The sequence below is a fragment of the Halobacteriovorax sp. JY17 genome (assembly GCF_002753895.1).
GTDB lineage: Bacteria > Bdellovibrionota > Bacteriovoracia > Bacteriovoracales > Bacteriovoracaceae > Halobacteriovorax.
Genome location: NZ_NJER01000001.1, coordinates 771,602 through 794,205 on the forward strand (window position 1 = coordinate 771,602; position 22,604 = coordinate 794,205).

Sequence of the window (22,604 nt, forward strand, 5' to 3'; positions counted from 1 at the left end):
TAAGTAGTTATGAAGATACTCCACACAAGCGACTGGCACCTTGGTAAGAAGCTCTACCGAATCAGTCGTCTTAGAGAGCAAGAATTCTTTCTAAATTGGCTATCCGATTACATCATACAAGAAGAAATAGATATTCTTCTTATAAGTGGCGACATCTTCGACGTTCCAACTCCCCCAAATGAGGCCTTAAAACTCTACTTTAATTTCTTAAAGAAATTATCTAGTTCAAGAGAAATTCCTATATTTATCATAGGAGGGAATCATGATAGTTCCCACTTCCTAGAGGCTCCAGCTCCGTTTCTAGAGCTAAATAATATTCACGTTGTTGGAAATCTAAGTGAGCTAGCAAGAGATAATTACAACTCCTATGTCCACAACCTAAAGGTTGGTGATGAAGAAGTCTCTATAAGTTTATTTCCATACTTTAGAACACATGAATTATTTAATCTTGCAAAGAACTGGAATATCGACATTGAAGATGGCCTTCTCCCTGTAATAGAAGAAGTGCTCAAGAGACTTACTGATCGCTCTATAGGAAAGAAAATTCTCATGTCCCATCATCTCTTTGGAAGCTACGAAGAGTCTGGTTCGGAGCAGGGATTAAACCTATCAGGAATAGACTCCATCCCTACGGCAATCTTAAAGGACTTTGACTATGTGGCCCTTGGGCACATTCACAAAGCACAAACAGTCAGAAGAGAGAACCCAATTGTTCACTATAGTGGATCACCCATGGCCTTTAGATTTAGCGAGACAACAACAAAAGAAGTTTCAGTTATCTCTATCAAAGACTCATCTTTAAGCTATGAAAGAGTTGCAATAAAAGAATTCGATAAATTACTACGAGTAAATTGCACCAGCGAAGAAATTGAAGAATATAGAGATCAAGTAATTTCAACTTGGGGAAATAGAGATGATCTAGAGATATATCTCGAAATGAAAGTAAAAACATCCTCTCCCCTAACATCAATTGCAGACAAGCTTCGCGGGGAATTTAAAGACCATGGAATTCATCTCCTCTCCTTCCAAGCAATAGTCGTTGGAGTAAATGAACAACAAGAAGAACATATCCTAGAAAAGAGTCTTCGAACGGAGGAACTCTTCGATCTCTTCTACAAGAAGAAGTTTCCAGAAAGTGAAGCGATCCCAAGAGAATTAAAGGAAGACTTTAATAACCTTCTAGAAAGTGTGAGAGAAGCAGATGAGACTTAATTCTATAGAAATAGAAAATATTACAAGTCTTATGGGGAAACACTTCATCGATTTTGAAGAAATTCTAAAAGAAGGTGAATTATTTGCGATAACTGGACCTACTGGTTCAGGAAAGAGTTCCATTCTCACGGCCATTAGCCTTGCTCTCTACGGAAAGAATCATAAGAAGAACTTAGACAGTAAGGACTTTGTCTCCCTAGGAGCAGCGACGGCAAGTATAAAATTAAACTTTGAAACAAAGGGAAATAAGTACTGTGCTGCCTGGTCTCTAAAAGTTCTAAAGAAAAATGGCGAACCCATTAAGAAGCCCTCTCTTCAAAGAATTGTCACAAAAGATGGTATCGCCATTGAGTCAACTCCTGAAGAAATTATTGGGCTTACCTTTGATCAATTTATCCGAAGTGTCATTTTAAATCAGGGGCAATTTTCAAAATTTCTTGTTTCAAATTTTTCAGAGAGAAGAAAAATTCTTGAGCGTCTCTATTCTGAAAATGAACTCTCTGAGATTAATAAGAAGTTAAGAGAAAAGCTCAGTATACAGAAACAAGAAATAGAAATTCTAACTATAAAGTTAGATTCCTCTCTCCCCTATACAGAAACTGAAATAATTGAGGCCGAGCAAAATCTTCCAACCCTTAAGGAAGAGAAAATCCTAAAACAGAAGAGTTATCAAGATCTCTTAGAGATACAATCACAATTAAAAGATATTCTTGAATTTAGCTCAAAGAGATTACAATTTCAGGAAAAAACCAGAGAGCTAGATAAGCAATTAATTAAATCTAACGAAGAAGTTAATAAATACAATGATCTTTTGAGAGAGAAGACTACAGCTTTTGATAAGTTTAAGCTTCGCTATTCTAGAGAGAGTGAAAAACTTAAATCGGCCATTACAGTAAGAAATAAACTAGAAAATTTAAAAGAGAAAATAGAAAGTAACAAAGAAAAAACAAGAAGAACTAGCGAGAGACTCAAAGACTTAAACTTTGAAATTGAAGAGAAAGACAATCAACTACTCGACTTGAGAAAATCAGAAGAATTATTAAAGGAAAATAGTACTCTTTCCCATTTAAAACCTAATAGCATAGAGCTCCTCGAAGAGATGATCTCAAAGCTCCAGTCTCTTCAAGGAGATCAAAGGATCTACCTTGAAAGTAAAGAAGCAAAAGAGCGAGACCTACAAGAGATCGAAAATATTGGCAAAGAGCTAAATATAGAACTAGAAAAACAAAAGAAAGAATCATTCTCTATATTTGAAACAAATGACGTAGAGATATTCGTTCAAAGCAGCTCTGAAAAACTAGAAGAGAGAATTCATAAGTTAAATAAAGAAATCCTTCTAAGCGAGCAGGCCAGTGAGAGAATAACTCTCCTCGAAAAAGAATTAGCTAAAATAAACTTAAAAGATCAAAAAACTCAATTAGAAGCTTCTTCAAAGAAAGTTCAAAAATTTGAAAATGAATTAAAAAGAGCACAAGAGAAAGAAAAACTATTTAAGAAAAATCAAATACTATCAGGTCTACTAGACGACTCAATCGAAAAGTCTACATGTAGTGTCTGTACACAGACAGTAGATATAGAACTATTAAAAGAAATTAAAATCGACATAGAGAATTCCCTTGAAACTAATAGCGGGGCCATTGACACGACTTCAATTCAAGAGCTCATTAATGAAGAGAGTGAAAAACTCGCAGTCTTAAAACATGAAGAACAAAGTCTTCTAAATACTATTAAAAATCTTCAAAGTGAAACTGAGCAACTCAAAGAGAAAACCAAGAATTCAAAGGAGTACTTAAGCGAGCTTGAGGTTGCACAAAAAGAGAAACAAACTTTAACCAAGAACTATAAACGTGCTCAAGAGATAAACCAAAGTATTGGAATAACGACTCAAAAAATTCAGTCTCTAAGAGAAGACTTTAAAAAGAGTAAAGCTCAAATATCAGAACTCTCTGATTCAATAAATCATAATAAGAAATCTGCTGATGTCATTTCAAATGAAATCGCAAAGACCATAGGAAGAGATTTTAAAATTTCAGAATTAGAGCCTCTAAAGAGAGATATAAAGCAAACATTTGAACTTTTAAAAATCATAGATCAAATAGAACATGCAAAGTCTCTTAAGATCTCTCTCGAAAAACAAATAAAACTACTTCTTAGTGAAAAAGATGAACTCGACTTAAGCACGACAAAGTCTAGTTTTGAGTTAAAAGAAAGTGCAAAAGAGCTAGAAGACTTAACTGGTGGAATAAATATTGATGTAGCGCTCGCAGAGCTAGAAAAAGAGAGAGAACTCTTAGAAGCCGATATAAAGGAGACCACTAAGAGTAAGACTCACCTTGAAACTGAATACGCGAGACTTCTTACCTCTCTAGACTCCCTAAAAGACCAAATTACAGTTTTAGAGAATTCTATTATTTCAGCTCTTGGAAATATTGCAAATATTGGTTTCAAATCCTCATCTCTCGCCTCTAGCAACAAGGAAACTGAAATCTTTATTGAGAAACTCAAGTCCCTCAAGACCTATCCTGAAACAGAAGAAACAATACAAGGTCTAAGAGAAGGATACGATAAACTTCTCTTACAAGAGATCAGTATATTCAAAGAAAAACTCGAAGAGCTTCTCTCAACTATTTCTAAATCAGAAGAGAAGATCTCGCTCTTTAGAAGTAAGCAGGCCGAACAAACAAGAGATAAAGAATTACTAATCAAGCTTACGGAATCATTTTCTCGATTAAATAATTTAGCCGATGTCCTAGGAAAGAATAAAGATGAGTTTAGAAACTTTGTCTTAGGTTTCATAGAACAGCAACTCATACAAAATACAAACCTAGAGCTCTCAAAGATTTGCGATGGTCGCTTTGGCCTTAGCCAAAAAGAGAGCACACATGGACACGATTTCTTTATTATAGATAGATGGAATGGTGCTATGGAGAGAAAGGTTACTACTCTCTCTGGTGGGGAAACTTTTCTTGTCTCTCTTGCCATGGCCTTAACTCTAGCGGAAATGACTAGAGGACAAGTTGATATTGACTGCTTCTTTATTGATGAAGGATTTGGAAGTTTAGATAGCGACAGTATTGAAGATGCATTCAGCGCACTTATGTCAGTAAGGTCAAGAGGTAAGCAAATTGGAATCATCTCTCATATCAGAGAACTTACCTCTAGGATTCCAGCGAATATTAATTTGAATAAATCGCCCGAAGGGCAGTCCAATATTGAATACTTATATAACTAGACCCACACTCTTTGATATGGGTCTAATTATTTAGAAATAATGAAAATTAAAAGTCGCAATTACCTGGGTTTCTTGGAAATGGTATAACGTCTCTGATATTGGACATACCAGTGATGTACATAATGGCACGCTCAAAACCAAGACCAAAACCTGCATGAGGAACTGTCCCGTACTTTCTAAGATCAAGATACCACCAGTAACCACTCTTATCCATTTCGTCCTTATCCATCTTTGCGATAATTTTATCAAGGTCTTCTTCTCTTTGAGATCCACCAATAATTTCACCAACACCTGGAACCAGAACGTCCATTGCTCTAACTGTTTTACCGTCAGGGTTTTGCTTCATATAGAAGGCCTTACAGTCAGCAGGATAATCTGTCACAATGACAGGTCCTTTAAAGTGCTTCTCTGCTAGAAATCTCTCGTGCTCAGTTTGTAACTCTTTCCCCCAATCTGTTGGGTACTCGAATTTCTCACCCGATGCATTTAAAATATCAATCGCTTCTGTATAAGTGATTTTTGTAAAAGGTGTATCTCTAACATTCTTAAGCATCTCAAGGTGAGTTTCATCAAGATTTCCACCATGTCTATTGATTAAGAAATCTAATTCATCAGGACAGTTCTTCATCACTTCAGCAATCATATATTGAATATAATCTCCGGCCAGTTTTGCGACATCATCAAGATCAGCAAAAGCAAGCTCAGGCTCAATCATCCAAAACTCTGAAAGATGTCTTGGCGTATTTGAATTTTCCGCTCTAAAAGTAGGTCCAAAAGTATAGATGGCCCCAAGCCCAGAAGCGTAACACTCACCTTCTAATTGCCCCGTTACACACAGAGAGGTCTCCTTTCCAAAGTAGTCCTTAGAAAAGTCAACTTCACCCTTGTCAGTTAAAGGAGGGTTCTTAGCATCAAGTCCAGAAACTCTAAACATCTCTCCCGCACCTTCACCGTCTACCGAAGTAATTATCGGAGAATTCAAATAGAAGAATCCGTTATCGGAGAAGAATCGATGAGTGGCCTGCGCAAGTTCATGACGAATTCTAAACACAGCACCGAAAGTATTAGTTCTCACTCTAAGGTGAGCTTGCTCCCTAAGGAACTCTAAAGAAGTTGCCTTCTTTTGAAGAGGATATGTCTCATCGCACTTACCAATAATCTCTACTGTCTTCGCTTGCATTTCAACTTTCTGCCCTCTCCCACCAGAAGGCACAAGAGCTCCCGAGACAGCAACAGAAGATCCGATTAAAAGAGAAGATACCTCTTCGTAATTTGAAACCACAGCATCTACAATAATTTGAAGATCACCTTGGCAACTTCCATCATTTATCATCATAAAAGAGAATTTCTTTCCCTTTCTAATACTTCTGATCCAACCTTTTACTACGGCGTCACAGTCAACAATTTCATCTTTAAATATTTTCTTAAGTAAGATTCTTTCCACTTTATTTCTCCAACAAATTAAAGAAGACTTTCTTTAATTGTTAATACTTGATCTTTTTCTAGTCTTGCACCAAATTGAGTAACCAGCTCACTTGAGCTATGACAAGCAAGCTTCGCTGCCTGTGAATACTCCATTCCGCTAGTGATTCCATAAAGAAACGCACCAGCAAACAAGTCTCCTGCACCGTTAGTATCTTTTGCGACGACCTGCTTTGTTTCAATTGCAATCTCTCTCTCTCCGTCATAAACGATTGCACCTTTCTCACCAAGAGTTACTGCAAAAGTTTTCGCTACAGATTTTAGAAGATTAACTGCTGTATCAATATTGTCAGAGTCTGTGAAACTCATGGCCTCTGATTCATTACAAAAGAGTAGGTCAACTTTCTTATCACCAATTATTTCTTTAAATCCTTCTTTAAAGAATCCAACAATTCCTGGATCAGAAAAAGTAAGAGCAACCTTTACATCGTTCTCATGAGCAAGCTCTCTGGCCTTTATAGCTGCAGCTTTCCCAGTAGGAGAAGTGACAAGATACCCTTCTATATAGAGATATTCTGAGTCAAGAAGTTCCGATTCAACCAATTCATTAGTTGAAAAAGTTTCTGTTATTCCAAGAAATGAGTTCATTGTTCTATCAGCATCTGGAGTAATGAAGACCATGCACTTTCCAGTAAGACCTTCCTCTCTATTTTCACCCATATTTGTAGTAACACCGTTACCAACAAGATCTTTATAGTAGAATTCACCTGTTTCATCACTGGCCACTTTACAAGAATAAAAAGCTTTTCCACCAAACTGACTTACTGCAATAATTGTGTTAGCAGCAGAACCCCCACAACTTCTCGCGTGAGAGGTACCCTCAAGATTACTTAAGAGTTCAGCTTGTCTATCTTGGTCTACCAGCGTCATTAGTCCTTTTTCTACTTTCATTTTCTCAAGGAAGGCCGGTCCAACTTCAAACTCCATATCAACAAGAGCATTTCCAATTCCATAGACGTGATATTTCTTCATTTCTAATTATCCTTTTTTAAAATTTGAAAAATATTACCTATTAACAGATAATTTGTCATGATTTTTTGTTTTAGAATCAATAACTTAATAAATATGGCCAACACATTTACAAATAGTTACAATTTAGATCTCTTCTAGCTATTAATCGCTAGAATATAACTAAAGATTTTTAATTAATATCAAAGGAAATGGATATGACTATTCAAGATTTTCTAAAAAAGAAACAAGAGAAATTGGCAGAGAAAACAAAGTCAAAGAAGAAAGATTTTAGGGCCAAATGCGAAGAAATCTTAGAACAAATTAAAAGCTACAATGAAGAAAAACATAGCGAGTTATTAAACACTTTTAAAGTGCGCTACGATAAAGTGAATATTCAAAAGAAGAAGATTCTTGGTTTCTACGGACAGCTAGTAAACGAGTTAAAGTCTCTAAGAGAACAAGCTGGTGAAAGTATTCTAACAACTCCAGTAGTTAAGAAGGCTAAGTCGACAATTAAAGATGTGAAAAAACAAAAAGCTAGCTTGGAAAAGAAAGTTGATAAAGTTGTAAAATCAACAAAGAGAAAAGTAACTGAAGCAGTAAAGAAAGTTGAAAAAGCAGTAGAAGATGTTGCAGATAAAGAAAAGACGGCGAAGAAGAAAGTCACAAAGAAAGCTACTGCGGCAAAGAAGAAGGTCGCGAAAAAGGCCACTGTTGCCAAGAAGAAAGTTGCAAAAAAGGCCACTGTTGCCAAGAAGAAAGTCGCAAAGAAAGCTACTGTGGCAAAGAAGAAGGTCGCGAAAAAGGCCACTGTTGCCAAGAAGAAAGTTACGAAGAAAACGTCTAAGAAATAAGACTTTAATCATATGGCCCAGTGGTGAATATTGGGCTATATTCTTCCCATGAAAAATATAATCTTTATTCTTATCACTCTCATTTTAACTTTTCCTTCAAGTGCCGAGAACTGGCGTGTCAATTGGCAACATTCCAAAGTGACCTTTCAAATTCCTTATATGGGAGTAACGAACGTTGATGGGGCTTTCACAAAGTTTGATGGAGCTTTTAGCTTCGATGAAAGCACTAAGAAATTAAGCGAAGTAGAGTTTATCATCAGCACAGAGAGTGTTGATACTAATAATCTCAAAAGAGACAATCATATAAAGAACAAAGATTTCTTCAATGTTTCGAAGTACTCTAAAATAATTTTCAATTCTAAAGAAACGATTTACGAAGAAGGCTCACCGGTCGCAATCATCGGGGACCTAACTCTCTTAGAAACGACAAAAGAAGTGCGCTTTAAATTAAAGTATAAAGGAAGCGTTAAAGATCCATGGGATGATAATAAGATCGCTCAATTCTTTGAAGCCTCTACAAAAATTAATAGAAAGGACTTTGGACTTTCATGGAATAAGAAATTGGATAAAGGTGGACTTCTCCTGGGTGAGGAAGTTTCCATCGATATTACCATTGAAGCTTTTGAACAAGGGGTTAGACCTGCGTTTTCAAGATTCTTTCTCCCAACAGCGAATATAAAGAAGTCTGTAGTAAATGAGATCAAAAGTAATGTAACGACTGTCGATGCTAAAAAGAAGCAAAGCGATCCTCTCTCCCCCAAAGCACCAAAGGTTGTTTCAAGGCCAGATCTGCCGAGCGGTAAAGATATTGCGCTCAATATGGTTTTTGGCTTCTTGGCCTTTATTATTCTAATTGGGGGCGGAATAAAGCTTCAGATAATCCTTACAAAATTCTTTGAGAAGAAAGGGTTGGATCCTAAGTGGACTTTCATTATTCCAAATATAATTGTGATGGGACTTATTATGTTCATAGCAAGTTACCTAGCTCCATTCATGGGCTACGGGCCTCACCCGTGGGGAAATTAATTATCCACGGGTAAAGACAAACTCATTCTCACTCGACATGCTCTCACTAAAAGCATAACCGTCACTACCGAAGTTCTTTAAGTCTTCAACCTCTGTGACCTTATTCTCCACAATATATCTGGCCATCATCCCCCTCGCTTTCTTAGCGAAGAAGCTAATAATTTTATACTGATCGTTCTTCTTATCTTTAAATACTGGAGTTACCACTCGCCCATCAATAGCACTAAAGTTAACTGCTCCTGAATACTCCGTCGAAGCACAATTCACTAAAACTTTCTCTTTCTTAAGAATCGAATTAAGCTCACTTGTTAGATCACTCTTCCAAAATTCGTAGAGATTCTTACTTCCGTTGCAAGAAAACTTCGTTCCCATCTCTAAGCGATATGGTTGAATAAGTTCAAGGGGAGATAGAACACCGTAGAGCCCAGAGAGAATTCGCATATGTTTTTGAGCATATTTAATTTGTGGCGCACTCAATGTCTCTGCATCAAAGCCAACATAAGTATCTCCCTTAAAGGAAAAGATGGCCTGCTTGGCATTCTTAGGAGTGAAAGGAGTCTTAAAAGATTTATATCTCTGCACATTTAAATCAGTTAAGGCCTCTGATAATTTCATCATTTTTGAAACTTCAGCGGGACTACACTTTCTTAAATCTCTGATTAATTCCTTGGATTTTTCGATAAACTTTGGTTCAACAAAATCGGAAATTGGCGAACTTGTTTCAAAGTCCAACTTCTTCGCAGGGGATACAATCACTAACATTACTACTCCATTTTAATATCTTAACTTATAGCCTACTTAAATCAATGCCAATTGGCCATGGCACTCGAGAAGTAAATAGCTGATTTCTAACCTTCAATTTTGGCACAGTCTTTGAATTTTTCTTTTTTTCTAGTTTCTATATAATCTACTAAAGGGACATTTTTAAAAGGGTAGAACAATGAAACATAGGCCACTTCCATTTGTGATTCTCGCAATTCTCCATTTAATTGAACCACTTCTTAAAATTGCTTATTTTAAGGCCACCACTCACTTCCCTGTCATTGATATCGTTGAAAATATCTCTCACTTAAATAGTTCCAGAGCCGTCTTTGAATTTTGGCTTCTCTTTCCTATTGGAGGACTCGCACTTCTTGGAGTTAAAAAGTGGAGTTACCCAGTTTTTGTCAGTGTGCAGATGTACTCTATCTATAGTCATTTAAATTATGAACCTTTCACATGGCCCTATGCAAGTTCAACTCCTCAGTGGCCAAGCCTCTTTATCCTAGGTTGTAATATCGCAATGATTATTTACTTTCTTCTTCCTGAAATTAGAAAACCGTTTTTCAATAAAGAAGATAGATGGTGGGAACACCGAGAAAGATACACAATTAGAATTCCTTGCTCCTATAGCCTCTCTTCGAGTAATGCCTTAAAAGACGCTGAAGTTCTCAACATTTCCCACTCAGGAGCTTTTATCACTCTGCCAGAGAGCGAAGCTATCTGCGGAGAAAAAATGATCGTCAACATTACTTTCATCAACGACAATATATGTTTAAACGCTAAGATTATTTCGGCCCATGAATTTGATGATGAAGTTGGTTTTGGTATTGCTTTTGAGTACGACAATATTTGGGAGAAGCTCTATATGACAAAGATCATGAAGCTTATTTCAAGGGCCGCCAAAAAGCATCACGCTCAACAACTCGCGGCCTAAGTAAATATATAGAGGTCGTAGCGAGCGCTCTTTCCCGTGTACTGAGCGCTAGGTTTTGCTTTTAAAGTAGGAGACTTCACACCTCTTTTCACAACAAACCTCTTCACCCCACAACTCTTTGCCCATGAGTAAACTTCTTCTTCATCCATGTCTTTTCCAACAAGCTCTCTAAAGACCTGCATTTCCTTACGGGGAAGGGCCGACTTCTTCTTACCTTCCTCTGGATACATTGGATCGTAGTAAATAGCACTTGGAAGCTCCTGCGAAAGAAGCTCGGAGTGTGAGGACGCTTCACCAAAGCGAATCTGAAGAGAGTCACTATTAAACTCTTCCTTGGCCAAGAGCAGAAGTGCGGCCACAGAGGGATTTCTCTCAAACGCAGTGACCTTGGCCCCAAACTTTAAAAGAAGAATAGAGTCTTTGCCACTTCCACAAGTGATATCCCAAATATGAGAATCCCCATGGGCCTTTATTCCTAGCGCCCGCGCCAATGGCTCCTTGGCAATAGTGTATTTCTTATTGACTTGCTGCTGCCATAGATCATTGAAATTAAATTGAATCTCTCCCCTATCTTCAGACTTATAGAAAAGTTCTCCCTTCTTAAAATGGAGCCCTGCCCTCTCAGACTCTTTCTCGTGCTCCACGTCAAAGTACTTCGACAAGAAGTCTATTTTTTGGTGATTTAAATCAGTTTCTGAGAAGATTTTAAGAGAGTGCATTCTTTAATTATAACAGCTAATTTAGGTAGATAAAGTCATTTATTACATGATATTAAGTAACCCTAAAAAACTTTAATATTAGACCCAAAGAGGAAGAGAATCCATGAGTCGAATTGAAAACCTACCATATAATCCAAATGAATTAGAAAGAGAATTGAAACCATTCTACATCAGTGCCTCAGAAGATGAAATCAGTGAGATGATGCAGACAATAGGTGTGAAAGATTTTAAAGAACTCTACTCTCATATTCCAGCAAATATACTTATGGAAAAAGGACCTACTGAACTTGGTCCTCATTTAGAGTATGAACAACTCGTCGCCCACGTTGAAGACTTAGCTGCGAAAAATAATATTAAGACTTCATTCATTGGAGATGGGCTTCAACAATATCAAGTTCCATCTGTTGTTCCATTTGTTTGTGACATAAGAGGACTTACGACGGCCTACACTCCATACCAGCCAGAGAGATCACAGGGAACTCTTTGGACTCTTTGGATGTATTCAAGCACTCTTTCAATGCTGACAGGATTTGAGGCCATCAACGCTTCTTTCTATGATAGATCAACTTGTCTATTTGAGGCCTGCAATACAGCAACGAGAATTAAGAGAAACACAACGAAAGTTATTATTTCAGAGGGTATCTACCCTGGAGATATGGAAGTTCTAAGAACTCAGGCCATTGAAACAAACTTAGAACTTATCACTCTTCCAATTGATAAAGAAACAGGTCTAACAGATATTGACGAGGCCAAAGCTCTTATTGAAAAGGAAAGCTCCTCTCTAGCAGGTTTTGCTTTTTGCCAAGTAAATAACCTAGGTCTAGTTGAAGATGTCAATGCACTCACTGATCTTTGTACCGATGCAGGAATTCAATCTATTGCGATTATTGATCCGATGCTTTTAGCAACAGAAGGTCTTCTTCCTCCTGTTAAGTACGGAAGTCAGGACCAAGGTGCTGATATGATCGTAGGAGAAGGACAACATCTTGCCATCGGCCCTAACTGGGGTGGTCCAGGTCTTGGAATTTTTGGAATAAGATATAATGAAAGAAATAAAACGGCCATTAGATCAACTGCCGGAAGATATATTGGAAAAGGAAAAGACGGCGAGGGAAAAACTTGTCTCTCAATCGTTCTCTCAACTCGTGAACAACATATTAGAAGAGAGAAGGCCACAAGTAATATTTGTTCTAACCAATCTTTTCTAGCATCTGCAGCGGGAGCTGGGATTCTTGGTCGTGGCGAAAATGGAATGACTGAAGCGATGATGGCCGGGCGCGAACTTGCCACACAAGTATTTGTTGAACTTTCAAAGTACAAAGAATTCACGCCATCATTTCCACACTCTCCTTTTTTCAACGAAATTATTTTCACTTATAGTGGAAATCTAAATGAGCTAATGGATAGTGCAAGCTCAGCGGGAATTCACCTAGGTGTTGATATCAGCTCAAGGCTAGGAAGAGATGGGCAATTAAAAATGAGCTTCTCTGATTTACAAAACGATGCCGATCTTGAAAAGCTCACTGCCTTCCTTGATAAGAATTTAATGATAGTAGAAGCTGAAGACGAAGAAGATATGCCGGAGATCCCAGGAGATCTTCTAAGAACAAGCGAAGTAGGACTTCCTAATTTCACAGAAGATGAAATTAAGAAATTCTACACTGAGCTTGGAAGTATGAACGTCTCTCCTGATGATAATATTTATCCTCTAGGATCTTGTACGATGAAGTACAATCCGTACATCAATGACTACGCAGCAGGGCTTAAAGGCTTTACTGACACTCACCCACAAGCTCCAGAATCTGACACTCAAGCGAATCTTGAGATTCTCTTTGAAACTCAGGAAATGTTTAAATCAATAACTGGACTTCCAGGTGTTGTAACTCAACCTGTGGCAGGTGCACAGGGTGAATTAGTTGGACTTAAATTATTCCAGGCCTACCATAGAGATAATGGTAATGCGGACAAGAAAGACATCGTTCTTATTCCAAGAAGTGCTCACGGAACAAACCCAGCAACTGCCACAATGGCAGGATTTGAAACGAAGAAAGTTGGTGGTGTTCAATATGGAATTATTACAATTGAAGCAAACCAAAATGCAGAAATGGATTTTGATCAACTTAAATCTGTTGTTGCTGAATACGGAGAGAGAATCGCAGGGATCATGGTAACCAATCCAAATACAGCGGGAATTTTTGAAACACAATTTAAAGAAATGGCCGATCTCATTCATTCAGTTGATGGACTTGTCTACATGGACGGCGCCAATATGAATGCTATTGCAGGTTGGGTAGACCTAGATAAGATGGGAGTGGACGCCGTTCACAATAACCTTCATAAGACTTGGACCATTCCACATGGTGGAGGAGGTCCAGGAGATGCGATAGTTGGAGTTAGTGCAAAACTTTTAGACTATATTCCAGGAATTCAGGTGAAGAAAGTTGATGGGAAGTTCATCTCCTTTAGGGCGCCTAAGACCATTGGTAGCTTTCACAGACACCATGGAAATTTCGCCCATAAAGTAAGATGCTACACTTATATCAAGGCCCTTGGAACAGAAGGGGTAAAGAAGATGTCTGCCATGGCGGTTCTTTCAGCGAAGTACCTCTACCATGAATTAAAAGATACATTCCCTACTCTTCCATCTAGGTCTGAGAGTTCTCCAAGAATGCACGAATTTATTCTAACTCTTACAGATGATGAGTTCGCTAAAATTGCAAATGCAGGAACAGTTAAGTCTGCAGCAATTGCAAAGATTGGGAAGCTCTTCCTAGACTTTGGTCTACATGCACCAACAGTAGCATTTCCTGAGATTTATGGACTTATGGTTGAACCAACTGAATCATTCACTAAGAAAGAACTTGATGACTTCATAGCTGTTGTTAAAGAGATTAAATTAATCATTAACGAGCATCCACAAGTGCTTATAACAACTCCACACTTTACTCCAATAAAGAAAGTAGATGAAGTCAGCGCAAATAAGAATCTTGACCTCTTTGATAATATTACGAGTTTTCCAAATCTCGCCAAGAATATTATTGAGCCAGGAATTCTAACCGCAATGAAACCTAACGAAGTGACGAAGAAAATTCTTTCGGCACACGAATCTGTATAGTAATTTTTAATAGCGTAGATAGTGATACTATCTACGCTTAATACGTAAAATGAAATATCAAGAAAATAGACTAGATATAATTTCCACCATCCCAGATAGAGAATACACTGATATCTGGGATACGTGCTGCGATCATGGAAAACTTGGCTCAAAGTTGTTTAGACAATTTCCAAATGCTAAAATTCACTTCAACGATATAGTTCCAGGAATTATTACAAAGCTAGAACATAGGCTTAGAAAAGCTCCAAAAGAGCTCTACACATTGAACGCCATGGACGCAAGATTAATCAAAGTAGAAAACTCTACGACGTTGATTTGTATTTGTGGTATTGGCGGAAAAATGGCAGTAGAGATTATAGAAGAATTAGTAAAGTCTAACTCTCATCATTTTGAATTATTAATTTGTACTCACTATCATCAAATTGAACTAAGAAAGTCACTCATTAAACTTCATTTCAAGCTTATTAGAAGCCAGCTTATCGTTCATCAAAAACAACACTATGAAGTAATGTACATAAGTAGAGAGAGGGGAAAGACTATCTCTCCTCTTAGTGAAGAACTTTATGATAAGAATTGCCCTAAGAGCACCGACTACTTTAAAAAGAGTATGAAACATTTTGAGAAAAACTCTAAATATTCTGATTTTTCTAAAAAAATATTTGAATCCTACGCTGAATTAATCAGCGAGTGAGTTCAGCAATTCTAAAAGCCTTCCCTTTGAATCTTCTAAAACTCTAGTTATTTCAACTTCATTCTTTTTAAAAATAATCGTAGGTAAGCATTCAGTAGAGAGAAGTCCCGATAACTTCTTAGATCTATACTCTTCCCTATTTTCGTAGGAGTAAATCTTAAGTATAGGTTTCTCTGCAGACAAGAGGATTAGCGCCATTAATCCCGTAATCTCTCTTTCGCAGTCCGGACACCAAGTCGCATTATGAACTTCAATAGAAATATCTTCTAGACTCAGAGAGTTTTCATTTCTTAAAAACTCTCTTCTCTTTAATTCAACAATATCTTCCCAGTGAGGTGCATGGATGTAGATTTCAGAGAACTCTTTCAAACGATTCTCTTCTAAAAGGAATTTCGACCTTTTCTTTCTTCATCGGTCTTTTTAGGACCGAAGTTCTAAAGAAATTATCTCCCATCCCATAGTGATAATTAATAACACCGACTTCCTTCACTTTATTAGAAACCGCTTCCCATACCGTAGTATCCGTCTTTGATATTGCTCTAAGTAAGTAACGTACGGAACCACTCACTCCAAGCCCTCCTACAACAATTCCCTCAGGCATCGCCACACGATATTGTTGGTAAGGTCTAATGGGCCTTCCGTGAACTCTAATATTGACTACATCAAAGTCTTTATCAATTCCAAGAAACTGACCAATAAGTCCTAGAGGATTATTCTCATCGTCAGAAATATCTCTAGGTATAATTGAAGTATTCACATCTATAATTTCGTTCTTATCATCAATTAAATCAAAAGTGACTCCTGAGAATGTAACAGGAAATTGTCCTTTTAAAATTAGTCGAATTAATGATTTTAAAATCACACCATGAACATCAACTTTATAGATATGCCACCCATACTTATCATCGAGATCAAAAACTCTTGGGTAAGAATTAAAAACCATCTCTCTCGTAACTTTTCCTACTGGTAGACTCGCGCCACCAAAACCAGGAGAATGAAAAGAGATATCGGCATCTACAGAATCTTTAATCGCGTCAGTAATTAATTTAGTCCAAGGAGTGAGAATACTTTCACTATTTCTAAGTTTAATTTCTGCGTAACCTAGAACTTCCTGTAAGAAATCTTCACCGTAGTCTTGATTTAAAATAGCTCTTGAGTCCTGTGCGTATTGATCGACAACTTCATCTCTTCTCTCTCCCGAATAGATTGGGACAAGCTCATAGTCTAAAATTTTTAGCGCCTTACCTTTAATTAACTCCACTTTCATTTTACCAAGAAAGCGAGCATGAGCACCAGTTTGAACAATAGGTCTATAAAGACCATTCTCATTTCTAACCATAAGAGGCTTCATTATCGCTGTATGTGAGTGTCCTCCAATAATAAGATCAATATCTTTAGATTTTTTGAGAATTTTCTTATCTCCGCTAATACCTACATGAGAAAGTGCGATCACAAAGTCATGTCCCTCTTTCTCTTTCATTTTAGTTGAAAGTTTTGCACCAACCTTGGATGGATTTTCAATATCTCCACCTGTGAAACGCCATTTATAGAATAACTCATTAGTGGTAAGGCCCATGACACCAATCGAAACGTCATCAACTCTAAAAGTGGTGTAAGGACGCACATGTTTCTTTATAGAAGTATAAAGAGGATTAACCGCTTTGAAGTTTGCACCAAGATATTCAAATGTAGGAGGCTGCTCTTTAAGCATTTCATTAAGCTCTTTTCCTCCCATGAGCCAATCGTGATTTCCTACAGCGATGGCGTCGTAACCCATTCGCTCCATCATTCTAAAGCCACGTTTTCCTCTATCGGCCATATAGTAAATATTTCCATCTAAGAAATCACCCGCATCAAACCTAAATGTAGCGATTCCCTCTTCGGTTGCAAGATCTTCTAATTCATCCATCTTCGCTTTTAAAGCAGCGTAGCTACCTCTCGTTGGATCAATAATCGTATGATCATAGTAAGAGTGAAGATCATTAGTATGAAGAATTTGAACAATCGTTGCGCTCGAATTAGCGCAACTAAATAGAAGAAGAAGTAGAAAAATTTGTTTCAACATAAGCTCCAGTGATTAAAGGCCCATACAATCATTTTCATAGGGAAATGACAATTTAGAGGGTATTAATTTCACTAGATTTATTGAGCTAATACTCCTCTAATGAATAGACCTCATAGGCCGGAGTTTCATAGGGATGAGCTATTTTTAAAGCATCAATAACGCTACCAATCAAATTGTTTTCACAAACCATTTCAACCCTCATTTCCTCAACTTTCTCCACCTCTCCAACTAGACCTAAAAAGGCCGAAGAGCCCTCTAAAGGCCTAAACTGGCCAGTACCAAGAGTCTCAAAACAGCATTGATCATAGTGGCCAATCTTCCCCGCACCGGCCTTAAAAACAGCTTCTTTCACTGCTTCCGAGTGGTCAATAGGTACAAAAAACACAATTTTTTTCACATATTCTCCATACTTACAAATTTAGAACTAACAGTTTCTTACATTTAAGATAAATGCTTTAAAAAAATTTTACAAAGCATAACCGAAACTTAACAATAATATGACAAACTAAAAAGAAGTTATGAATTTATAAACATGTTTCACGGAGGAACATAAAATGAGAAAAGGAATTCTAGCAACAATAGTTGCAATGTTAGTTTTCGGTGGACAGGCCCTAGCTTGTGACCAACATGGACAAGGTGGAATCGTTGAAGAAAACTCTCTTCTTATTCCAGTTGGAGCAAAGTCTATCAACACTATGGACGAAGCTCTTTTTAACGCAACAATCGATAAGGTTGAAGCTATCTACGCACCAATTTTTTCAGCAAGAGGAAAGAATCTTCTAATTGAAAGAAAGTGGACTGACGGAACTGTTAATGCTTACGCTCAACAAACAGGTAATACTTGGAAAGTATCTATGTTCGGTGGTCTAGCAAGACACGCAGCAATCACTGCTGACGGGTTTGCAACAGTTGTTTGTCATGAAATTGGTCACCACATTGGTGGACAACCTAAGAAGAAATCATGGTTTGGTTCTTCATGGGCATCAAACGAAGGTCAAGCGGATTACTTCGCAACTTCAAAATGTCTTAGAAAGTTCATGGAAAATGACGATAATGCAACAATCAATGCAGATATGGAAATTCCAGCTTTCGTAGTAGAGAAATGTGAAGAAAAATTTACTACTGAAAAAGATCTTGAAATGTGTAAAAGAGGTGCGATGGCAGGTCTTTCACTTGCAGATCTTTTCAAGGACCTAAGAAACCTAACTACTCCTCTTAAGTTTGATACTCCAGACACAAGAGTTGTTAGTACAACTGACCACAACCACCCACAACCACAGTGTCGTTTAGATACTTACTGGAATGGTTCTCTTTGTGATGTTGACGCTTATACAGATGTAAGTGATAGAGACTACAAAGTAGGAACTTGTGCTAGAGCAGACGGTTACGAATCAGGTGTTAGACCACTATGCTGGTTTAAGCCAGGAAATTAATTCCAAAATAAAAACGCGTGAATATATAAGAGGGCCTTCAACAGAAGGCCCTTTTTTATTTTATTAAAAGGCAGCATTGAGGGTTCTATTCAAAATCTCTCAATTTGTATAATACTAGAATCAAAACTATCCATAAAAGCTTCTATTTTTCCTTCAAATTCACTTTGAACTCCAATGATGAAATCTCCTTGGTTAAATTGTAAGCTATAGCTCTTTCTCATAAGTGCATCTCTAAACTTAGTGTCGATATCGATGACAAGACAGTGGCGAACTTCGGGTAGAGAAAGCTCAGTGAAATAACCTTTTCTCCCATTAAAGAAAAGTCTCCTATTTGTCACATAGAGAATTCCAAAGTCATGATGAGCAAAGTCCTGCCCGACTCTCCCTATAAGCGCCCCTTTAATATATTCATCCGAAAAAAGCATAGGAGGCTTATCCATAATCCAAGTGATACACTCCCTATCAAACATGAGGAGCGCCCTATTACTATTAATTCGAACCTTATCTCTTAAAAATTGATTAATCTTTCTTTGATCAATAATTCTCTCTTTTGTATGTAGATAAAAGAGCTCACTATCATCATCACTATCCATTAAAATAAAGGCAAGATGTCCTCCCTCAATACAAAGATCTAAATAAGGCCTATCTCCTATTTCTCGAAATTTCACATCAGTCAATTGAGTATAAGGAGTTCTATGAATAAGCCTGTCCCCACTATAGAATGAAATTCTATTAGCTTCGGCAATCAAATCCCCAGAAGTTCCTTCAAAGGTGGCCCTTATATGAAAGTTTTCATGCACGGGCGCAAGAGTAGCAAGCGACATATATCCTCCATAGATTGATTCTAATGGAAAAGGCCATAGTAATTCTTGGAAAGTATGAAGGAATATTTATATTTGAAACAAAAAAGCCTCGATTAATCGAGGCTTATTTTTTCTATGTTTTTTTAACTTAAATGCTTAACCGTGGATCCACCATCTATAAAGTCTATCACCAATTGATGAGTCTCTCTTATGATCGTCAATACAGTCTTCATAGGCCTTATCTTTCTTCTTATTCATTTTCTCTATGGCCTTATTATATTTCTTCTTAGCTTTCTTTAGTTTTCTCTCTCTCTGTCTCTCAGAATCATTTGAGTCATAATCAGGAGCATACTCATCCCAATTTACTGTGTAAGCAGGGTTTTCGTATGTTCTCGCCTTACACTTCGCTCTAATCCCTTCCCACTTATCTTCAACTAACTCAGTTGTACTATAGTTATACACTTGGTGATAGTTATCATTATCAAGATCAACAAGGTTCTCAATAGGAGCAGAAGAATCCCAGTTATTCTGAACAAGAACTAGGTTGTCTCTATCAAGTGAGAAACTTGGATTTGCTCTAGAACCAGTATTGGCAACTCTCTTGTAAGGCTTATCTCTCTTTGGAAATGGGTGCTCCTCAGAACTTAAAGCTGTATAGTTAACAGTTATTGGTAATTGCTTCGTAGGTCCTGCAGCAACCATAAAGTATAGTGACCAAAGATCTGGTGTTTGCATTCTCATACAACCATGACTATCAAATGCTCTAATGAATTTATTCTTATCTGGAAAAGGTTGAGCGTGAAAACCAATTCCAGTGTAATCTTCAGTTGGATTTGAACCTTTTAAAATTCTAACAAAAGGAAGATTTGCAAAGTATCTTGGCATTTTTCTATTTCTAATGGCCTTAGACTTATCTAAGTATCCATTTTTAAATCTTGGAGTTAAGAGTGAGATTTCGTCGTTTAAAACACCCTCATCAAAAGAACCTACACCAAGAGGAAAAACCATTTTGATATTACTATTCTTATCTTTAACTATAACTTTTCTGGACTTTAATCCGACATCAAAAACGAGCTTTGTCTGCGAAAGACTTGTAAACTTAACAGGTGATACCGCAAAGTTTTTTACATCTGAAGAGTTGTACTCAACCTTAATTTCTTTAAAAGCGATTGTATCTTCATTATATTTAACAAGGGCAGTTAAATTTAAACGTACATTCTTTCCACTCCACTCAGGTAGCTCACTAAAGAATAGGTTTAATACTTCATCAACCTTCCCTTTATCACCAAAGAATTGGTCTTTTTCTTTAAGTAAAACTTCGTTAACGTAAGATAAACCTGGAACAAAAGATGGTAGGTAGCTTACAACATCAGCAACTCTAACGCCTTCTACTCTATTCTTAGCCTCTATTGGTAGTTGAATTTTCTTCCAACTTGAAGAACCAAAGAATGATGCATTTGCACTTGGAATTAATTGTGATTGAAGCGGTGTTCCCATTACAGTTGCTAGCACAAGTGCTGCTCCTGCAAGTCTTGCAGTAAGTTTCATTTTTCCCCCTATTTGTGTTCTGGGGGCAATAAACACTAGCCAACGCACACCGTCAACAAATACAATGCAGAGTGTAAAAATTACTATATTATCTGCTCAAGAAAATAAAAGAGGGCCCCAATGGGCCCTCTTCAAATATGAAAATGTAAAAAGAAATTACTTCTTAGCTTTCTTAGCCGCTTTAGCAGGCTTACCATGGTTATGACCATCATCAGCACTATGAGCATCGCCACTTTGAATTTCAAAAAGCTCTACTTCAAATATAAGAGTTGCTCCACCAGGAATCTTTGGAGGTGCACCGTGATCACCATAAGCAAGGGCCGAAGGAATAACTAATTTAATTTTTCCACCTTTTCCGATTAACTGAAGACCTTCAGTCCATCCCTTGATAACTCTATTAAGAGGAAAGCTTACTTCTTTTCCTCTATCAACAGAAGAGTCAAATACAGTTCCATCAATTAAAGTACCGTGATAGTGAACTTTAACAGTATCTGTAGCTTTTGGCTTAGCACCTTCACCGGCCTTAATGATTTTATAAGCAAGACCTGAAGCAGTCTTAGTAGCTCCCTCTTTAATAAAGTCTGCTAAGAATTTTTCACCTTCAACTTTAACTGTTTGAGAGTGAGATTGAATTCTCTTTTGAAATTCTTCACGAATCTTTGGTTGAAAAACTTGAAGATCTGCTTGAGACTCTTTTCCATTAGCGGCATCTCTAAGACCTTGAGTCATAGCTGCTAATTCAGCGTCGTTAAGTCTTAAGTCTTTCATTCTTTGACCAAACATAAACCCTACCGAGTAGAAGATTTTGTCTTGGTCAGAGCTGACTTTGATATCTTTTTGTTTGTTACAACCTGTCATCAATGCTGCGGCAGCAAAGACACCTACGATTAGGCTTTTCTTCATAACTACTTCCTTTGTAATATTGATAATTAATCCATTAAAATATTAATTTAATTAAGTTTACTAGTGTGTTCTAAGTTTATCAAGTCTAGTTATACGGGTAAAGATGCCCTTTTCTAAGCTTGGCCTTCCCTTCTGGGCTTCCAGAAAATTCATAATTATACATTGCCCCTTCCCAGTCTCCATACATTGGATTTGGAAGAATAATAAACTTCTTTCCAAAGTCATCTCTCATCTTATCAACTAGGATATTTCTATCATTTGTTCCTTTCTCATTAAAAACTTCAGAGAAATCCGCCAGTGTATCACCAGCAAGAAGGACAATATCAAAATTTCTCATCACATTCTGTCTTCTCTCTTCTTTATTATTTGTCGTTGTTTTTAGAAAGATATTTTGTCTCTTTACTGGAAATCCTAAATTAAGAAGATTCTTATAAGTTGCTCCAAGCCCCTTTATTCTTCGATTAGAAATATAGATGACTTCCACACCTTTCTTATGGGCATAATTTAAGAAATCAATTGCACCAGGGATGGCCTTTGCCTGTGATTTTTGAATCCACTCATCCCAGTACTTTCTATCAAAACTTCTATTCTTTAAAATATTCATCGCTTGATAAGGGCTATTATCTAAAACCGTCTCGTCAATATCAACAACAACAGCTGGCTTCTTACGGTTTCTCTTAGTGAGTAAAGCGCGATCAAGATAGAGTCTTGCTGAATTAAAAGCTTGATAGCTCAAGGCCCTAAATTCTGCAGCATTTTGTACCCAAAGAGTTGCCCCCTCTGTGTACTCCGCTTTATTCTTACTTCCCATGTGTCCACACGAAGCCGTGGCCATTAAAACTATTAAAAGAATTATCTTCTTCATTTCCTACTC

The 22,604-nt window shown here is 37.2% G+C and carries 19 protein-coding genes; 8 read left to right on the top strand and 11 right to left on the bottom strand.

Features of this window, described 5'->3' with window-relative positions; all coding sequences use genetic code 11:
• Positions 1-9 precede the first annotated feature (9 nt).
• Positions 10-1,212 carry an exonuclease subunit SbcD gene (sbcD, locus tag CES88_RS03490; protein ID WP_290730997.1) on the top strand — a complete coding sequence of 401 codons (1,203 nt, stop codon included), beginning with the start codon at positions 10-12 and terminating at the stop codon, positions 1,210-1,212.
• A complete protein-coding gene (locus tag CES88_RS03495) occupies positions 1,202-4,444 on the top strand; it encodes an SMC family ATPase (RefSeq protein WP_290730999.1) in 3,243 nt (1,080 codons plus the stop codon). Before sbcD ends, CES88_RS03495 begins: the two co-directional genes overlap by 11 nt.
• A gap of 46 nt (positions 4,445-4,490) precedes the next feature.
• On the opposite strand, the gene asnS is transcribed toward CES88_RS03495, so the two are convergent.
• Complete coding sequence (gene asnS, locus CES88_RS03500) at positions 4,491-5,888, bottom strand: asparagine--tRNA ligase (RefSeq protein ID WP_290731002.1); 1,398 nt, start codon at positions 5,886-5,888, stop codon at positions 4,491-4,493.
• 17 nt (positions 5,889-5,905) lie between these two features.
• A complete protein-coding gene (locus CES88_RS03505) occupies positions 5,906-6,898 on the bottom strand; it encodes an adenosine kinase (RefSeq protein WP_290731005.1) in 993 nt (330 codons plus the stop codon).
• A 194-nt stretch (positions 6,899-7,092) separates the two neighbouring features.
• On the opposite strand from CES88_RS03505, the gene CES88_RS03510 reads away from it, so the two are divergent.
• Together CES88_RS03510 and CES88_RS03515 are read left to right on the top strand one after the other, a co-directional pair.
• Positions 7,093-7,731, top strand: coding sequence for a hypothetical protein (locus CES88_RS03510; RefSeq protein ID WP_290731008.1), 639 nt, complete (start codon positions 7,093-7,095; stop codon positions 7,729-7,731).
• 48 nt (positions 7,732-7,779) lie between these two features.
• A complete protein-coding gene (locus tag CES88_RS03515; protein WP_290731011.1) occupies positions 7,780-8,757 on the top strand; it encodes a YceI family protein in 978 nt (325 codons plus the stop codon).
• On the opposite strand, the gene yaaA is transcribed toward CES88_RS03515, so the two are convergent.
• Positions 8,758-9,519: a peroxide stress protein YaaA gene (gene yaaA / locus CES88_RS03520; protein WP_290731014.1), complete on the bottom strand. Its 762-nt coding sequence runs from the start codon at positions 9,517-9,519 to the stop codon at positions 8,758-8,760.
• A gap of 178 nt (positions 9,520-9,697) precedes the next feature.
• Between yaaA and CES88_RS03525 the strand changes: the two genes are divergently transcribed.
• Positions 9,698-10,453 (top strand): PilZ domain-containing protein, encoded by a 756-nt coding sequence (locus CES88_RS03525; RefSeq protein ID WP_290731017.1) that lies wholly within the window; start codon positions 9,698-9,700, stop codon positions 10,451-10,453.
• On the opposite strand, the gene CES88_RS03530 is transcribed toward CES88_RS03525, so the two are convergent.
• Positions 10,450-11,172: a class I SAM-dependent methyltransferase gene (locus tag CES88_RS03530; RefSeq protein WP_290731020.1), complete on the bottom strand. Its 723-nt coding sequence runs from the start codon at positions 11,170-11,172 to the stop codon at positions 10,450-10,452. The genes CES88_RS03525 and CES88_RS03530 overlap by 4 nt on opposite strands.
• A 103-nt stretch (positions 11,173-11,275) precedes the next feature.
• Here CES88_RS03530 and gcvPB point away from each other — a divergent pair, with 103 nt between their 5' ends.
• On the top strand, positions 11,276-14,287 hold the full coding sequence (gcvPB, locus tag CES88_RS03535; protein ID WP_290731023.1) for an aminomethyl-transferring glycine dehydrogenase subunit GcvPB: 3,012 nt from the start codon (positions 11,276-11,278) through the stop codon (positions 14,285-14,287).
• A gap of 49 nt (positions 14,288-14,336) precedes the next feature.
• On the top strand, positions 14,337-14,978 hold the full coding sequence (locus tag CES88_RS03540; protein WP_290731026.1) for a tRNA (adenine(22)-N(1))-methyltransferase TrmK: 642 nt from the start codon (positions 14,337-14,339) through the stop codon (positions 14,976-14,978).
• On the opposite strand, the gene CES88_RS03545 is transcribed toward CES88_RS03540, so the two are convergent.
• The 3 genes from CES88_RS03545 to CES88_RS03555 all read right to left on the bottom strand — a co-directional run bounded on the left by CES88_RS03545 (position 14,964) and on the right by CES88_RS03555 (position 17,440).
• Complete coding sequence (locus CES88_RS03545) at positions 14,964-15,347, bottom strand: hypothetical protein (protein WP_290731029.1); 384 nt, start codon at positions 15,345-15,347, stop codon at positions 14,964-14,966. The two genes, CES88_RS03540 and CES88_RS03545, sit on opposite strands and share 15 nt — an antisense overlap.
• Positions 15,331-17,043, bottom strand: a complete 1,713-nt coding sequence (locus tag CES88_RS03550) for a metallophosphoesterase (RefSeq protein ID WP_290731032.1) — start codon at positions 17,041-17,043, stop codon at positions 15,331-15,333. Before CES88_RS03550 ends, CES88_RS03545 begins: the two co-directional genes overlap by 17 nt.
• Before the next feature lie 85 nt (positions 17,044-17,128).
• A complete protein-coding gene (locus CES88_RS03555) occupies positions 17,129-17,440 on the bottom strand; it encodes an NGG1p interacting factor NIF3 (protein ID WP_290731035.1) in 312 nt (103 codons plus the stop codon).
• A gap of 157 nt (positions 17,441-17,597) precedes the next feature.
• Between CES88_RS03555 and CES88_RS03560 the strand changes: the two genes are divergently transcribed.
• The gene (locus tag CES88_RS03560; RefSeq protein WP_290731038.1) at positions 17,598-18,476 is read left to right on the top strand and encodes a hypothetical protein; all 879 of its coding nucleotides are present in this window, start codon (positions 17,598-17,600) and stop codon (positions 18,474-18,476) included.
• A gap of 89 nt (positions 18,477-18,565) precedes the next feature.
• Here the strand turns inward: CES88_RS03560 and CES88_RS03565 are convergent, their stop codons facing one another.
• The 4 genes from CES88_RS03565 to CES88_RS03580 all read right to left on the bottom strand — a co-directional run bounded on the left by CES88_RS03565 (position 18,566) and on the right by CES88_RS03580 (position 22,595).
• A complete protein-coding gene (locus CES88_RS03565) occupies positions 18,566-19,300 on the bottom strand; it encodes a hypothetical protein (protein WP_290731041.1) in 735 nt (244 codons plus the stop codon).
• Between the two features lie 135 nt (positions 19,301-19,435).
• Positions 19,436-20,827, bottom strand: coding sequence for a L,D-transpeptidase (locus CES88_RS03570; protein ID WP_290731043.1), 1,392 nt, complete (start codon positions 20,825-20,827; stop codon positions 19,436-19,438).
• A gap of 156 nt (positions 20,828-20,983) precedes the next feature.
• A complete protein-coding gene (locus CES88_RS03575) occupies positions 20,984-21,730 on the bottom strand; it encodes an FKBP-type peptidyl-prolyl cis-trans isomerase (protein WP_290731045.1) in 747 nt (248 codons plus the stop codon).
• 85 nt (positions 21,731-21,815) lie between these two features.
• Positions 21,816-22,595 carry a 5'-nucleotidase, lipoprotein e(P4) family gene (locus tag CES88_RS03580; RefSeq protein ID WP_290731048.1) on the bottom strand — a complete coding sequence of 260 codons (780 nt, stop codon included), beginning with the start codon at positions 22,593-22,595 and terminating at the stop codon, positions 21,816-21,818.
• Positions 22,596-22,604 lie beyond the last annotated feature (9 nt).